Here is a 15385-nt window from a genome sequence, read left to right as displayed (position 1 = left end):
GTGCCCCCGGCCGCCCGGGCCGTCCCGTCTGGAAGGATCCCGGCATGCCCGCATCCCCGCGTACCGCCCGGGCCATCAACGACCGGCTCGCCCTGCGGCTGCTGCAGGAGCACGGTCCGCTGACGGCGGGGCAGTTGAAGCAGCTCACCGGACTGTCCCGGCCCACGGTGGCCGACCTCGTCGAACGTCTTGCCGTCGCCGGGCTGATCGAGGTGGTGGGGGAGTCCGGGGAGCAGCGGCGCGGGCCGAACGCGCGGCTGTACGGGATCGTCGCGGGGCGCGCGCACCTGGCCGCGCTCGACGTGCGCACCGAGGGGGTCGCGGTCGTCGTGGCCGATCTGCTCGGCTCGGTGCTCGCCGAGGCGTCCGTGCCGATCGGCGACGGTACGGGGACCGGGCCGGCGGTGGAGCAGGCGGTGGCGCTGGTGGAGCGCACGGCCAAGGAGGCGGGCGCGGACCGGCTGCACACCGTCGGGATCGGCGCGCCCGGGCTCATCGACCCCGCCACGGGGGTGCTGCGCGACTCCTCCGGGCTGCCCGAGTGGCACCGGCGGCTGGTGGCCGCGCTGCAGGAGCGGCTCCCCGCGCGGGTGCTCGTCGAGAACGAGACGAACCTCGCGGCCCTGGCCGAGCGTCGCGACGGGGCCGCGCGCGACCGCGACACGTTCGTCCTGCTGTGGCTCGGGCACGGTACCGGGGCCGCCGTGATGCTCGACGGCGTGCTGCGGCGGGGTGCCTCCGGCGGGACCGGGGAGATCGGCTTCCTGCCGGTGCCGGGCACGGGGGGTCTGCCGTCGGCGACGGACTGCGCGGGGGGTTTCCACGCGCTGGCGGGCGCGGAGGCGGTGGTGCGGCTCGCGGGGCGGTACGGGGTGACGGCGCCCGCGGGGGAGCCCGGGGCGTATGCGGCGGCGCTCGTGCGGGCGGGCATCGACGGCGGGGCGTCGGACTTCCTCGACGTGCTCGCGGAGCGGCTGGCCGTGGGGGTGGCGTCCGTGGTGGCGGTACTGGATCCCGGGTGCGTGGTGCTGGGCGGCGAGGTCGGGCAGGCCGGTGGGGAGGAGCTGGCGGGGCGGGTGGCGGAGCGGCTGGCGGGGATGTCGCCGTTGCCGACGGAGGTGCGGGTGGGGGAGCTGGGGGGTGCGGCGGTACTGCGGGGGGCGCTGCTGACGGCGCGGGACGCGGCGCAGGAGTCGGTGTTCGCGGCGCGGCTCGTCTGACGGGGGTTTTCTCGCCCCCGTCGCCCCTGCCCTTCCCGTCCTTCAGGGGCTCCGCCCCTGTAACCCCGCACGAGGCTTCGCCTCGTTTCGCGCAGTTCCCCGCGCCCCTCAAGAGCGCAGCCCCTTCTGTGAGGCACCGCACAGTCACTGACCCCCCACCGCGTGGCACACTGTGCCTGTACCAGAAGCAGCGCACTCCGGGGTCGGTGAAAGTCCGAACCGGCGGTTACAGTCCGCGACCCGGTCGCTTCCAGCGGCCGGTTGACCAGGTGAAATTCCTGGACCGACGGTTAAAGTCCGGATGGGAGGCAGTGCGCGGCGGGCGGGCATTCGTGCGCGCCGCCGTACCGGTTCGTCCACGTGGACACGTGACCGTGCGGACTCGCGAGACACCTCGCGGGGCCCCGCACCATGCGTCCCGGGACGCGTCCGCTCGGCGTCGCCCCCGGTGTTGCCTCCCGTACGAGTCTGTCGCTCTCGACAGCCCCCGGAGTCCGTGCCCGAAGAGGCAGGAGGACCCGGGAAGTGTTCACCGGAATCGTCGAAGAGCTGGGCGAGGTCACCGCCGTCGAGAACCTCGGCGACGCCGCCCGCTTCCGGCTCCGTGGCCCCGTCGTCACGGAGGGGGCGCGGCACGGCGACTCCATCGCCGTCAACGGCGTCTGTCTCACCGTCGTCGACCACGAGGGCGACGAGTTCACCGCCGACGTCATGGCGGAGACCCTGGACCGCTCCAGCCTCGGCGCCCTCGCCGTCGGCTCGCGCGTCAACCTCGAACGCCCCACCGCGGTCGGCGCCCGCCTCGGCGGGCACATCGTGCAGGGCCACGTCGACGGCACGGGCGAGGTCCTGGAGCGCACGCCCTCCGAGAACTGGGAGGTCGTCAAGGTCTCCCTCCCCGCCGACCTCGCGCGCTACGTCGTCGAGAAGGGCTCCATCACCGTCGACGGCATCAGCCTCACCGTCGTCGAGGCCGGCCCCGCCCACTTCACCGTCAGCCTGATCCCCACCACCCTCGCCCTGACCACGCTGGGCCGCAAGCAGCCCGGCGACCCGGTCAACCTCGAGGTCGACATCGTCGCCAAGTACGTCGAGCGGCTGCTCGGCGCGGACCGGGAGGCGACGCGGTGAACTGGCTGAACTCACAGGCGTTCACCCTCTTCGACCAGCAGATCAAGTGGTCGGACATGATCGGCAACGTCATCGGCCTCATCGGTCTGGCGTTCGGCTGGCACCGGTCCATCTGGAGCTGGCCCACCCAGTTCCTCTCCGGCCTCATCCTCTTCGCCGCGTTCGCCACCGCCCACCTCTCCGGCAGCGCCGGCAAGCAGATCGTCGTCATGGTCGTCGCCGGCTACGGCTGGTGGCAGTGGAACCGCGGCAGGGGCGGCACCGAGGACGGCCACATCGCCGTCCGGTTCGCCACCTGGCGCGAGCGCGCGGTGCTGCTCGCGGTCGCCGCCGCCGGGACGATCGCCGTCGCCGCCCTGTTCAAGGCGTACCCGTCGCTGTCCTGGGACCCCTGGCCGGACGCGTACATCTTCGTCGGCACCGTCGTCGCGATGTACGCCCAGGCCCGCGGCATGGTCGAGTTCTGGCTGGCCTGGCTGCTCGTCGACGCCGTCGGCGTGCCGCTGAACTTCGCGAACGGCTTCGCCTTCTCCGGTTTCGTCTACGTCCTCTACGGCGCGCTCGTCCTGTGGGGCCTGCGCGACTGGTGGCTGCGCTCCCGCCGGGGCCCGCGGCCCGTCCTGGAAGGAGCCACGGCATGACCACGGCGCCCGTCCTGCACAGCACCGACCACCTCCTCGACGACGACCTCGTGCTCGACCCCGTCGAACAGGCGATCGCCGACATCGCGGCCGGCCGTCCGATCGTCGTCGTCGACGACGAGGACCGCGAGAACGAGGGCGACCTCGTCATGGCCGCCGAGAAGGTCACGGCCGCACACATCGCCTTCATGATGAGCGAGTGCCGCGGCCTGATCTGCGCCCCCATGGAGGGCGCGGAACTGGACCGGCTGCGGCTGCCGCAGATGGTCGACGACAACACCGAGTCCATGAAGACCGCGTTCACCGTCTCCGTGGACGCCACCGCCGCGCACGGCGTGACCACGGGTATCTCCGCCGCCGACCGCGCCGCCACGCTGCGGCTGCTCGCGGGCGGCACCGCCGAGCCCGCCGACCTCGTCCGGCCCGGCCACGTCTTCCCGCTGCGCGCCCGCCCCGGCGGCGTCCTCACCCGCGACGGCCACACCGAGGCCGCCGTCGACCTGGCCCGGCTCGCGGGGCTGCGCCCGGCCGGCGCGATCGTGGAGATCGCCGGGGAGGACGGCCGCATGCTGCGGCTGCCCGAACTCGTGCCGTTCGCCCGCAAGCACGGCCTGACGATCATCTCCATCGAGGACCTGATCGCCTACCGCCGCTCCACCGAGCACGCCGCACCCGCCGAGCCGGCCGTCCGCCACGAGGCCGAGGTCCGCCTCCCCACCGCCCACGGCCGGTTCACCGCGCACGGCTACCGCTCCACCGCCGACGGCGTCGAGCACATCGCCCTCGTGCACGGCGAGATCGGCGACGGCGAGGACGTCCTCGTCCGCGTCCACTCCGAATGCCTCACCGGCGACGTCTTCCACTCCCTGCGCTGCGACTGCGGCCCGCAGCTTCAGACCTCCCTGGAACTGATCCAGCGCGAGGGCCGGGGGGTGGTGGTCTATCTGCGCGGCCACGAGGGGCGCGGCATCGGCCTGATGTCCAAGCTGCGCGCCTACGAGCTCCAGGAGCGCGGCCGCGACACCCTCGACGCCAACCTCGAACTGGGCCTGCCCGCCGACGCCCGGGACTACGGCGCCGGCGCCCGCATCCTCGCCGACCTCGGCGTACGCAGCGTCCGGCTGCTGACCAACAACCCCGACAAGACCGAGGCGCTCGAACGCCACGGCGTACGCGTCACCGCGCGGGAACCCATGCCCGTGCAGGCCGGCGAGCACAACCTCCGCTATCTGCGCACCAAGCGGGACCGGATGGGGCACGACCTGCCCTGGCTGGACACGGCCACCGCGTCCCCCTGCGGCAACCAGTAGAAACACACCACACCACACCCTCGAAGAGCTGGGAGACACAAGAACGTGAGCGGCAAGGGCGCACCGGAGCTGTCCGTACGGAACGTGAGCGACCTCAGGGTCGCCGTCGTCGCGGCGCAGTGGCACGACAAGGTGATGGACGGACTGGTGGACGGCGCCCTGCGCGCCCTCACCGACCTGGGCATCGACGAGCCCACGCTGCTCCGGGTCCCCGGCAGCTTCGAACTCCCGGTCGCCGCCAAGGTGCTCGCGGGCCGCGGCTACGACGCCGTCGTCGCCCTGGGCGTCGTCATCCGCGGCGGTACCCCCCACTTCGACTACGTGTGCCAGGGCGTCACCCAGGGACTCACCCAGGTCTCCGTCGAGACCGGCGTCCCCGTCGGCTTCGGCGTCCTCACGTGCGACACCGAGGAGCAGGCCCTGGACCGCGCCGGCCTGGAGGGCTCGACCGAGGACAAGGGGCACGAGGCGGTGACGGCGGCGGTCGCCACCGCGGCGACGCTCCGCTCGGTATCCGAACCCTGGCACTGAGGCACCGGCCGGACCGCGTAGGGTAAGGACCACCATGTCCAAGAAGACGTTCGAGGAGCTCTTCACCGAGCTCCAGCACAAGGCCGCCCACGGCGATCCCGCCACCTCGCGCACCGCCGAGCTGGTGGACAAGGGCGTGCACGCCATCGGCAAGAAGGTCGTCGAGGAAGCCGCCGAGGTCTGGATGGCCGCCGAGCACGAGGGCAAGGACGCGGCCGCCGAGGAGATCTCGCAGCTGCTGTACCACGTCCAGGTGATGATGGTCGCCCGCGGCATCTCCCTGGACGACGTCTACGCCCATCTGTAGGGCCTCGTTCCCGCCTCTCCTTCCGTTCATCCCTTCACGCAAAGGAAGCCGACCTCATGCTGCGCATCGCCGTCCCCAACAAGGGTTCCCTGTCAGGCCCTGCGGCGGAGATGCTGCATGAGGCCGGCTACCAGCAGCGCCGGGAGTCCAAGGAACTGCGGATCGTCGACCCGAACAACGAGGTCGAGTTCTTCTACCTCCGCCCGCGCGACATCGCGATCTACGTCTCCTCCGGCCGCCTCGACATCGGCATCACCGGACGCGATCTGCTCGTCGACTCCGGAGCGCAGGCGGAGGAGATCCTTCCGCTGGGCTTCGCCCGCTCCACCTTCCGCTTCGCCGGCAAGCCCGGCACCGTCAGCGGCGTCAAGGACCTTGCCGGGCTGACCGTCGCCACCTCCTACGAGGGCATCGTCGCCGGGCACCTCGCCGAGCACGGCATCGACGCCTCCGTCGTCCACCTCGACGGGGCCGTGGAGACCGCGATCGAGCTCGGCGTCGCCGAGGTCATCGCGGACGTCGTCGAGACCGGGACCTCGCTGCGCAACGCGGGTCTGGAGGTCTTCGGCGAGCCGATCATGACCTCCGAGGCGGTCGTCGTCCGCCGCACCGGGGCGGACGTCGAGGAGCCCAAGGTGCAGCAGTTCCTGCGCCGGCTCCAGGGCGTCCTGGTGGCCCGGACGTACGTGATGATGGACTACGACTGCCGCGTCGAGCAGCTCGAGAAGGCCGTCGCGCTCACCCCGGGCCTGGAGTCCCCGACCGTCTCCCCGCTGCACAACGAGGGCTGGGTCGCCGTGCGCGCCATGGTCCCGGCGAAGAAGGCGCAGCGGATCATGGACGACCTCTACGACCTGGGCGCGCGCGCCATCCTGACCACGGCGATCCACGCCTGCCGCCTCTGATCCGGCCGGAGCGACATCATGCCGACCCCGCCCGCCTCCTCGGACCCGTCCGTCCCCTCGGACCCGTCCGACGTCCCTGGGACGCCCGCCCTGCCGGTCACCTTCCGGCCGGGGCGCACCCGGGCCGTGCTGGTCACGGCCGCCGTGGCGACCGTCGTCGTCATCACGGTCGTCGCGCTGCTGCTCGAACAGCTCGGGCCCGGTGAGCGTCTCAGCTTCGTGCTCACCGCCGTGCTGCTCGCCGCGGTGCTGCTCCTGCTCTCCCGGCCCCGGATCACCGCCGACGACTCCGGGGTGACCGTGGTGAACATCACCAGCCGGCACCGGCTGGAGTGGGCGCAGATCATCCAGGTCAATCTGCGCCCGGGCGACGCGTGGGTCTTCCTCGACCTCAGCGACGGCACCAGCCTGCCCGCACTGGGCATCCAGCCGGGCATCGCGAAGGAGCGGGCCATCGCGGACGCACGGGCCCTGCGCGCGCTCGTCAGGGCCCGGTCGGTCCACGACCCCGAGCGGGCCTCGGGGGAACATCAGGGCTGAGTCGGGGCCGCCGGGCCTGCCGCACCAGGCCTCGTCTTGATTAATCTGGGGGGCGGAGACGTCGATACGACGCCTCCGCCCCCTGTCGCACCGCCCGGTGCCCGGGGGCTCCTGCTACCCGAGGAGTGACTCCCTCCGGCGATGGACGGACCGTCCTGCAGTACCTGCGCCGCCCCCTGCCGACATAGCGCGGACCTCTTCCGCGCGCGTGCTCGGGCGGCGGCATCATGACCATCCCCCTGCTGCTCCTGGCAGCCGCATTCGTACTGATCCTCGCCAACGGCTTCTTCGTGGCAGCCGAGTTCGGCCTCGTCACGGTCGAGCGGCCCGAGGCGGAGAAGGCCGCGGCCGAGGGCGACCGGCGCGCCCGTACGGTCGTCGAGTCGCTGAAGCACCTGTCGTTCCAGCTCTCCGGCACCCAGCTCGGCATCACGATCACCTCCCTCGTCGTCGGCATGCTCGCCGAACCGGCGCTGGCCGAACTGCTGCGCGGCCCGTTCACCGCCGTCGGCCTGCCCGAGGGTGTCGTCTCCGGTCTCGCCGTGGTGATCGGCATGCTGCTGGCCTCCGCGATACAGATGGTGATCGGCGAGCTCGTGCCGAAGAACTGGGCGGTCTCCCGGCCGCTCCAGGTCGCCCGCTTCGTGGCGGGCCCCCAGCACGTCTTCGCACGCCTGTTCCGCCCCGTGATCGCGGCGCTCAACACCGTCGCCAACCGGCTCGTACGGGCGCTCGGCGTGGAGCCGGCCGATGAACTGGCCTCCGCCCGCACCCCCGGCGAACTCGTCTCGCTGGCCCGGCACTCCGCACAGGCCGGCGCGCTGGAGCAGGACACGGCCGATCTCTTCGTGCGCACACTGTCGCTGGGCGACCTCACCGCCCAGCACGTGATGACCCCGCGCGTGAAGGTCAGCGCCCTGCAGTCCTCCGCGACCGCCGAGGACGTGGTCAACCTGACCCGGGCCACGGGGCTGTCCCGCTTCCCCGTCTACCGGGAGAAGATCGACGAGATCGTCGGCATGGTCCACCTCAAGGACGCGCTCGCGGTCCCCGCGCACGACCGGCTGCGCACCACCGCCGCCCGGATCGCCCAGCCGGCGGTCCTGGTCCCCGAGACACTGCCGGTGCGGCCGCTGCTGACGCGGCTGCGCAGCGAGCAGCCCATCGCCGTCGTCGTCGACGAGTACGGCGGCACGGCCGGCGTGGTCACGCTGGAGGACATCGTCGAGGAACTCGTCGGCGAGGTCCGCGACGAGCACGACGGCCTCGACCTGCCCGAACTCGCCGCCGCCCCGCCCGAGGACGGACGCCCCTCGTGGGACGCCGACGGCGGCCTGCGGGTCGACGTGCTGCGGCGCATCGGCCTGGACGCGCCGGAGGGGCCGTACGAGACGGTGGCCGGCCTCGTCGCCGACCTCCTCGGCCGCATCCCCGCCCCCGGCGACCGCGCGGAACTCCCCGGCTGGCGCCTGACCGTCCGCCTGGTCGACCACTACCGCGCGGAACGCGTCCGCCTGACCCGCACGGAGGCGACGGCGGAACCGACCCCGACACCGGCGCCCCCGGCCCCGCGCACCGCGACCCCGGCGGGCGAGGCGGCCTCGCCCGCCCCGCGCACCACCGTGGCCGCGTCGGCGTCCGGCGGCACGGCCGTGGGAGCCCGGTTCGTCGCCGCGCCCGCAGTTTCGGGAACCGGCGAGGCGCCGTGGTCCGCGTCGCCGGACGCGGCTGCCGATGCTGAAGGCCTCGGGAACGCGGCACGCGTCCCGCGGGGCGCGGTCGCGGGCCGTACGTCCGCACCGCGCGGTGCGGTGAGCGCGCCCGGCCCTGTGGCCGGTCCGGCGTCGGCGGACCCGGACCCGGGCCTGGTCCCGGAGGCCGACGGCCGCAGGGCGGCGGTGGCACCGGGTGAGGTGACCACCGGGTCCGCGCGCGCCGGCGAAGCGGCGGCGCCGCCCGCCGCGCGCGCGGGGACGCCCTCCGGCCGGGACGGCGGTGGGCCGGCCGGGTCCGGCCGGGAGCCGTCGGCCGAGGGGCGCTCGGCGCCCCACGTGGTGGACGCAGCCGGTGAGCCCGGTGTGCGGGCCGGACGGGGCGGCCCGGCCGCGGAGGTCGTGCGATGAGCCTCGTGCAACTCCTGTTCGCCGCGCTGCTCGTGCTCGCGAACGGGTTCTTCGTCGGCGCCGAGTTCGCGCTGGTCTCCGTGCGGCGCAGCCAGATCGAGCCGCTCGGCACCGCCCGGGCGCGCCAGGTCCTGTACGGCCTGGAGCGGCTGCCGCAGATGATGGCGGCGGCCCAGTTCGGCATCACCGTCTGCTCCCTCACCCTCGGCGCCGTCGCCGAGCCCACCGTGGCGCACCTGCTGGAGCCGGTCTTCGAAGCGGTGCGCCTGCCCGAGGGCATGATTCACCCCCTCGGATACGTCATCGCGCTCGCCGCCGTCGTCTTCTTCCACCTCGTCATCGGCGAGATGGTGCCGAAGAACCTCGCGATGGCCGCCCCCGAGAAGGCCGCGCTGTGGCTCGGCCCCGGCCTGGTCGCCTTCGCACGTCTGTGCGGTCCGGTCACGGTCTTCCTGAGTGCCTGCGCCCGGCTGATCCTCCGGCTGTTCCGTGTGGAGCCCAAGGACGAGGTCGAGGCGGTCTTCACCAGCGAGCAGCTCAACCAGCTCGTGGAGGACTCCGGACAGGCCGGACTGCTCGACCCGGAGGAGCAGGAGCGCCTGGAGGACGCGCTGGAACTGGGCTCCCGCCCGGTCACCGACGTCCTCCTGGACCGCGCCTCGCTGGTGACCGTGCGACCCACGGTCACGCCGGGCGAGATCGTGGCGCTGACGGCCCGTACCGGGTACTCCCGGTTCCCCGTCGCCGCCGAGACCGGCGCCTTCATGGGCTATCTGCACGTGAAGGACGTCCTCGACCTCGAGGAGTCCGAGCGCGCGGTGCCCCAGCACGTGTGGCGGCCGATGACCACCCTGGCCGCCGAACTCCCGCTGGACGACGCCCTGACGGTGATGCGGCGGGCCGCGACCCACCTGGCGCAGGTGGCGGACGCGTCCGGGCGCGTGCTCGGCCTGGTCGCCCTGGAGGACGTGCTGGAGCTACTGGTCGGAGAGGTACGGGACCCGGCACACCGGGTCGCCGCCGGGGGAGCGGAGGTGCCGGTGGCGTGACGGACGGCGTGGGCGGAGACCCCGAAGGCTCCGCCCACGCCGTGCGCCGCGGCGCGGACGGATCCCGCGGTCCCCGCCCCGCCGTCGGCTACAGCGCCGACGGGTCCTGCGGGCTCCGCCCGGACAGCACCTCCCCGTACGCCTGCATCAGATCCGGCAGCCGCAGCGTGGCGAGGTCGTCCCGGGACAACGCCCCGGGATACGTGGTCAGCCGCAGGTCCCGGTACGCGCAGCTCTTCTCGTACAGCGTGCGCAGGAACCGCCCGTTGCCCAGCTCGTCGATCCACCCCTGGTCGACGACGTGCCCCGCGATCGAGCGCAGCTCGTCCAGCGCCTCCTCGTCCCAGACGTCACCGTTCTCCCCGGCCAGCACCTCCCCGATGGACGTCAGCTCCAGCGGCCGGTACGAGGGGAAGTCCACCCGCGTGGTGAACCGCGAGGACAGCCCGGGGTTGGCGGCCAGCAGCCGGTCCATGCCCTCGGGGTACCCGGCGAGGATCACCACCAGGTGGTCCCGGTTGTCCTCCGCCCGCTTCAGCAGCACCTGCAGCGCCTCGTCGCCGTACGCGTCGCCCTTGCCGTACCCGGAGTTGGACAGGGCGTACGCCTCGTCGACGAAGAGGACGCCGCCGATCGCCGAGTCGATCAGCTCGTTGGCCTTCACGGCCGTCTGGCCCAGATACTCGCCCACCAGGTCGGCCCGCTGCGCCTCCACCAGATGGTCGCCGCCGAGCAGCCCGAGCGCGTAGAAGACCCGGCCGAGAATGCGCGCCACCGTCGTCTTGCCGGTGCCGGAGGGGCCGGAGAAGACGAAGTGCCGCTTGGGCGGCTGCACGGGCAGCCCCTGACCGGCCCGCAGCCGGGCCATGTTGAGCTGCGCCGACAACGCCTTGACCTGGCGTTTGACCGGTTCCAGTCCGACCATCCGCTCCAGTTCCGCGAGCGCCTGTTCGAGCAGCGCCGGATCGGTGGGCCCGGCCGGCAGCGGCGAGCCCGTCCCGGGGGTCCGCTCCCGGGCCGCGTCGGCGGCCGGCGCCGCGACGACCGGGCCCACCGGGCCCACCGGACCGCCGGAGCCGGGCGTCGGCTCCGGTTCGGGGGAGACACGCAGGTCCCGCCCCTCCGCGCCCGCGCCGAACAGCGGATCGACGCCGTCGAGACCGTCCGGGCCGTCCAGTAGGTCCTGGCCGATGCCGGCCAGGCTGACCGCCGCGAGACCGGCCGCGTCGTCGTACCCGTCCCCCTCCGCGATCGCCGCGAGCCGGGCGGAGGTGTCCATGAACGCCGGGTCCACCCGGTGCACCGCCCGGTACAGGGGCAGCGCGGCCGCCGAGCGGCCCGTGCCCTCGTGCGCCCGCGCCAGCCAGTACCGCAGCTCCTTGCGCTGCGGCTGCTCGCTGCGGCACCGCATCAGCGCGGCCGACAGCAGCGGCTCCGCCTGCCCGAACATCTCCAGCCGCACCCGGGCCATGCCGCCGAACAACCCCGCCTCGATGCCGAGCAGGGTGTCGTCGATCAGCGGATCGGTGTGCCGGACCAACTGCTCCCAGTCCTTGACCAGATAGGCCCGGCAGGCGTGCAGGAAGCGGACCTGGGCGTCGGTGTCCACCGGCGGCAGCCCCGCGAGCGCCCGGTCCAGCTCCGGCACGTGCCTGCCGTCCAGCCAGTGCGAGGCGTGCGCCAGCAGCAGATCGCGCGGGCTCTCCAGCACCGGCTGCACCCACCAGCCCAGCCAGTACCAGGAGTTGAAGGTGCGCCGGTGCCGTGCCCGCTGCTCCCCGAAGCGCTCGCGGTGGTGGAACATCCGCAGCAGGGCGGTCGTCGTGTCGACGCGGAGCGCGTGCAGCCCGAGCCAGCCGTCCGCCATCCCGGGGTCCATCCGTACCGCGGCCCGGAACTCCTCCTCGGCCTGCGGATAGGCGCCCATCGTGTAGGCGTCCACCCCCCGCAGCCAGGCGAGGTCGGCCGGAGCCTCGGGGCCCTGCGTGCCGAAGTCCATCACGTCCCCCACAAACCGTGCCCCCGATGGTTCACCGCCGGGCCGTTGCCCGCCGGCAGTCCTCGAACCGCTGTACCGCGGACCGGAGTTGCAGCGGTGCGACCAGGCAGACCCCGATCACGCCGAGGGCATCGTACCTGCGGGGCAGCCGCCCGCCGAAGGGTGCCGTCCGAGCTGTTGAACGACGTGGGAGCACGGGGGCGCACACGAATCGGTGACCGAGAGTGAGCGCATCGCCGCACTCGGCACGCGGAGAGAACGCGAAAGGAGGCGGAGGACGGAACGAAGCCCCCGGTCACGGGGGAACAACCGGGGGCTTCGCGCGGGAGGGCGGCTTCGGTGTGCCGCACATCGAAAACGTAGGACGTGCACGGTCCCCCGGTCAAGCCGGAGAAGGGCGCCGACGCACGCGGATGAGCAGGGCCTTCACGAATTCAGCACACCGCTGACGGTCCGTCACCCTCAGTGAGGGAATCGCCCGTCACGGCCGTGCCCGCCGGCCCCGGCAGCACCAGATATTCGCCGTCGGATCCGCCCGGATCCCCGCCGCGCGCCCGCCGCACCAGCAGATCGGCGAAGGGCCGCGACGGATCCCGCGCGAAGTGCCGGCGCTCCGCCCGGACCCAGCCGTCCCAGAACTTCCGCTGCTCCTCCCCGTCCCGCTCCCGCCCGGCCCGCCAGGCACCCTCGGCCGGGACCTCCATCCACAGCAGCCGCGCCAGATACGGGCGCAGGGCCCGCCGCCCGGCGCCCACCCCCTCGACCAGCACCACGGGCGCGGGCGGCAGTGCGCGCGCCGGACCGAAGCGCCGCGCGCGCCAGTCGTACGGGCGGTAGTGCGCCGTGTGCCCCCGGCGCAGCGGTGCGACGACCTCGCGCAGCAGTCGCTCCGTCCAGCCGAACAGCTCCTCGTGCGTGGCGACGTCGTCGAGACGCAGTACGGGGGCGCCGCCCAGCGCCCCCGCGAGCCGCCCGGCGAACGTGCTCTTCCCGGACCCCGCGTGCCCGTCGACCGCGACGAGCCGCACGTCCCCGCACGACGGCGGTGCCTGCCGCACGGAGGAGGCGAGGTGCTGAAGGGCGAGTTCCACGCGAGGAGTCCTGAACGACGAGGAGGGGCAGGTCCGACAGCGGCATCCTAGGTCCGACAGCGGCGTCCTGGGTTCGACAGCGGCATCCCGGGTTCCGCGGCGCACACCAGAGGTCGAGACCAATAGTGGTGGCGCGCCGAAGCGTCGGGATGCTGGCAGGCGTCCGCCTCCGGCGGCCATAGTTGGCCCACTCGCGTCCGACCGCCGCGCAAGGACACAGGACATTCGGGGGTACCCACACATGCCCAGCCCTTCCCAGCCCTCCCGCCGCACCCTCCTCACCGCCGCGGTGGCCGCCGCCGCGGCCGGCGCCGCGACACCCGCGGCCGCCGCCACACCCGCCCACCGGCCGACGAGGACGAAGCCCGCACCCACCGTGGACCATCACGCCTGGACCTCCCACGCCGACTGGCGCTCCGGCACAGCCAAGGGCACCCGCGCCGTCCCCGGCACCCGCCCCGGCCTGGTGCTCGACACCCCGGCCAGCCGCACCGACTACGCCGACCCGCACACCGGCCGCACCTCCACCTGGGAGTACGCCACCTGGACCTCCCCGGCCCACACCCTCTCCGTGCCCGCCACCGAGGTCATCGCCTCCTGGAACGCGCACACCCCGGCCGGCACCTGGATCCAGACCGAGCTGTCGGCCCGCTACTCCGACGGCACCGACACTCCCTGGTACGTCATGGGCCGCTGGGCCGCGGGCGACGAGGACATCCGCCGCACCTCCGTCGACGACCAGAGCGACGGCAGGAGCAGCGTCTGGACCGACACCCTCGCCCTCGACGACGCCGCGAGCGGACTGCGGCTCGCCTCCTACCGGCTCCGCCTCACCCTGTACCGCGCCCCCGGCACCCGGAAGACGCCCACCGTGTGGCGGGCGGGCGCCATGGGCTCCGACGTCCCCGACCGCTTCACGGTCCCGGCCTCCACCCCCGGCCCCGCCCACGAACTCCGCGTTCCGAGCTACTCGCAGGAGATCCACAAGGGCCAGTACCCGCAGTACGACAACGGCGGCGAGGCCTGGTGCAGCCCCACCTCCTCCCAGATGATCGTCGAGTACTGGGGCCGCCGGCCCACCGCCGCGCAACTGGCCTGGGTGGACCCGTCGTACGCCGACCCCCAGGTCTGCCACGCGGCCCGCTACACCTTCGACTACCAGTACGAGGGCTGCGGCAACTGGCCGTTCAACGCGGCCTACGCGGCCACCTACAAGGACATGCAGGGCGTGGTGACCCGGCTGACCTCGCTCACCGACGTGGAGACGCTGGTCGCCGCGGGCATCCCCGTCATCACCTCCCAGTCCTTCCTCAAGGAGGAGCTGACGGGCGCGGGCTACGGCACCTCCGGGCACCTGATGACCGTGACCGGCTTCACCGCCGACGGCGACGTCATCGCCCACGACCCCGCCGCGCCGAGCGACGCGGAGGTACGGCGCGTCTACCGGCGCCGCGAGTTCGAGAACATCTGGCTGCGCACCAAGCGCTACGACGCGAACGGCCAGGTCAAGAGCGGTTCGGGCGGGGTGTGCTACCTGTACTTCCCGGCCGGTCCGACGCCGGGCGTCAGGCGCGCGCTGGAAAGCGTCGGGGTGCGCTGAAACGGCCCCCGCACGGCCCGGCGCGCTACGGCGCCGGGTCGGCGGGCGCCGTGCCGGCCGATTCCGTGCCCGTCTGTTCCGTCCGCTCCGTCTGTTCTTCCGTCCGCTCCGTCTGTGACAGCGTGGCGAGGAGCCGCAGCTTCTCGTCGCTGTCGCTGTTCCTGTCCGGGTAGTAGACGACGAGGATGAGCCCGCCGACGGGCAGTTTGTCGCGGTGCAGGCGCAGTTCGCCGACGACCGGGTGGTTGACCGTGACCGTGCCGCCGTCGAGGACGCGGACGTCGTGCCGGGCCCACAGGGTGCGGAACCGCTGGCTGGACAGCGCCAGCTCCCCGACGAGTTCCACGAACCGGGGGTTGTCGGTGTCGTCCCCGATGGTGGTGCGCAGGGCGGCGACGAAATCGGCGGTGGCCCGCTGCCAGTCCTGGTGGAAGGCCTGCTCCTCGGGGTCCAGGAGCAGCGAGCGCAGCCGGTTCTCGCCGGGCCGCAGTCGGGGGGAGAGCGCGACGGCCATCGGGTTGGCGGCCAGGACGTCGAAGGCGCGTCCCTCGACGAACGCCGGGACCGTCAAGTGGGCGAGCAGTTCGTGCAGCCGCGCCGGCACCCGCTCGGGTCGCCTGGCGCGTGACGCGCGGGGGCGGGCGGCCGCGAGGCCGAGCAGATACGTCCGCTCCACGTCGTCGAGCCGCAGGACGCGCGCGAGGGAGGAGAGGACCTGGGTCGAGGGGTTCCGGTCCCGGCCCCGCTCCAGGCGCAGGTAGTAGTCCGGGCTGATCCCGGCGAGCAGGGCGACCTCCTCGCGGCGCAGCCCGGGCACCCGCCGGTTGCCGCCGGGCGGCAGCCCCGCCTGCGCCGGGGAGACCAGCTCGCGCCGGGCGCGGAGGTAGTCGCCGAGCCGGTTGCCGGATTCCTCGTCCTTCATACCGCCACGGTAATGC

13 protein-coding genes, 1 pseudogene and 1 riboswitch are annotated in these 15385 nt (G+C 73.5%); of the genes and pseudogenes, 11 read left to right on the top strand and 3 right to left on the bottom strand.

The window, feature by feature from the left end; all coding sequences use genetic code 11:
• The first annotated feature begins 44 nt into the window (after positions 1-44).
• The 10 genes and pseudogenes from OIE12_RS05570 (at position 45) to OIE12_RS05525 (ending at position 9757) form a co-directional block, all read left to right on the top strand.
• Positions 45-1220, top strand: a complete 1176-nt coding sequence (locus OIE12_RS05570; protein ID WP_329132333.1) for an ROK family transcriptional regulator — start codon at positions 45-47, stop codon at positions 1218-1220.
• Positions 1221-1408: 188 nt separating this feature from the next.
• Positions 1409-1539: riboswitch (FMN riboswitch) on the top strand.
• Between the two features lie 206 nt (positions 1540-1745).
• The gene (locus tag OIE12_RS05565; protein WP_329132330.1) at positions 1746-2351 is read left to right on the top strand and encodes a riboflavin synthase; all 606 of its coding nucleotides are present in this window, start codon (positions 1746-1748) and stop codon (positions 2349-2351) included.
• Positions 2348-2992 carry a nicotinamide mononucleotide transporter family protein gene (locus OIE12_RS05560; protein WP_329132328.1) on the top strand — a complete coding sequence of 215 codons (645 nt, stop codon included), beginning with the start codon at positions 2348-2350 and terminating at the stop codon, positions 2990-2992. The genes OIE12_RS05565 and OIE12_RS05560 overlap by 4 nt, the downstream gene beginning before the upstream one ends.
• Positions 2989-4302 (top strand): bifunctional 3,4-dihydroxy-2-butanone-4-phosphate synthase/GTP cyclohydrolase II, encoded by a 1314-nt coding sequence (locus OIE12_RS05555; protein WP_329132326.1) that lies wholly within the window; start codon positions 2989-2991, stop codon positions 4300-4302. The genes OIE12_RS05560 and OIE12_RS05555 overlap by 4 nt, the downstream gene beginning before the upstream one ends.
• Positions 4303-4347: 45 nt before the next feature.
• A complete protein-coding gene (gene ribH / locus OIE12_RS05550; protein WP_030380827.1) occupies positions 4348-4833 on the top strand; it encodes a 6,7-dimethyl-8-ribityllumazine synthase in 486 nt (161 codons plus the stop codon).
• A gap of 34 nt (positions 4834-4867) precedes the next feature.
• Entirely contained in the window at positions 4868-5140 is a 273-nt protein-coding gene (locus OIE12_RS05545) for a phosphoribosyl-ATP diphosphatase (RefSeq protein ID WP_030380826.1), read from the top strand.
• 56 nt (positions 5141-5196) lie between these two features.
• Complete coding sequence (gene hisG, locus OIE12_RS05540; RefSeq protein WP_329132322.1) at positions 5197-6045, top strand: ATP phosphoribosyltransferase; 849 nt, start codon at positions 5197-5199, stop codon at positions 6043-6045.
• Between the two features lie 18 nt (positions 6046-6063).
• Positions 6064-6585 (top strand): PH domain-containing protein, encoded by a 522-nt coding sequence (locus OIE12_RS05535; RefSeq protein ID WP_329132320.1) that lies wholly within the window; start codon positions 6064-6066, stop codon positions 6583-6585.
• Positions 6586-6812: 227 nt separating this feature from the next.
• Positions 6813-8126 (top strand): annotated as a pseudogene (locus tag OIE12_RS05530) (hemolysin family protein); the annotation flags it as partial.
• A gap of 578 nt (positions 8127-8704) precedes the next feature.
• Positions 8705-9757, top strand: a complete 1053-nt coding sequence (locus OIE12_RS05525; RefSeq protein WP_329132318.1) for a hemolysin family protein — start codon at positions 8705-8707, stop codon at positions 9755-9757.
• An 88-nt stretch (positions 9758-9845) separates the two neighbouring features.
• Here the strand turns inward: OIE12_RS05525 and OIE12_RS05520 are convergent, their stop codons facing one another.
• Positions 9846-11756: an AAA family ATPase gene (locus OIE12_RS05520; RefSeq protein ID WP_329132316.1), complete on the bottom strand. Its 1911-nt coding sequence runs from the start codon at positions 11754-11756 to the stop codon at positions 9846-9848.
• Between the two features lie 434 nt (positions 11757-12190).
• On the bottom strand, positions 12191-12847 hold the full coding sequence (locus OIE12_RS05515; RefSeq protein ID WP_329132314.1) for a uridine kinase family protein: 657 nt from the start codon (positions 12845-12847) through the stop codon (positions 12191-12193).
• A 241-nt stretch (positions 12848-13088) separates the two neighbouring features.
• Between OIE12_RS05515 and OIE12_RS05510 the strand changes: the two genes are divergently transcribed.
• Complete coding sequence (locus tag OIE12_RS05510) at positions 13089-14447, top strand: peptidase C39 family protein (protein ID WP_329132312.1); 1359 nt, start codon at positions 13089-13091, stop codon at positions 14445-14447.
• Positions 14448-14472: 25 nt separating this feature from the next.
• Here the strand turns inward: OIE12_RS05510 and OIE12_RS05505 are convergent, their stop codons facing one another.
• Positions 14473-15369 carry a helix-turn-helix domain-containing protein gene (locus OIE12_RS05505; RefSeq protein WP_329132310.1) on the bottom strand — a complete coding sequence of 299 codons (897 nt, stop codon included), beginning with the start codon at positions 15367-15369 and terminating at the stop codon, positions 14473-14475.
• Positions 15370-15385: the final 16 nt, after the last annotated feature.

It is taken from the genome of Streptomyces sp. NBC_00670 (assembly GCF_036226765.1).
Lineage (GTDB): Bacteria > Actinomycetota > Actinomycetes > Streptomycetales > Streptomycetaceae > Streptomyces.
The sequence above is the reverse complement of the archived record's forward strand: the minus strand, read 5'-3'. Positions and strand labels throughout refer to the sequence as shown.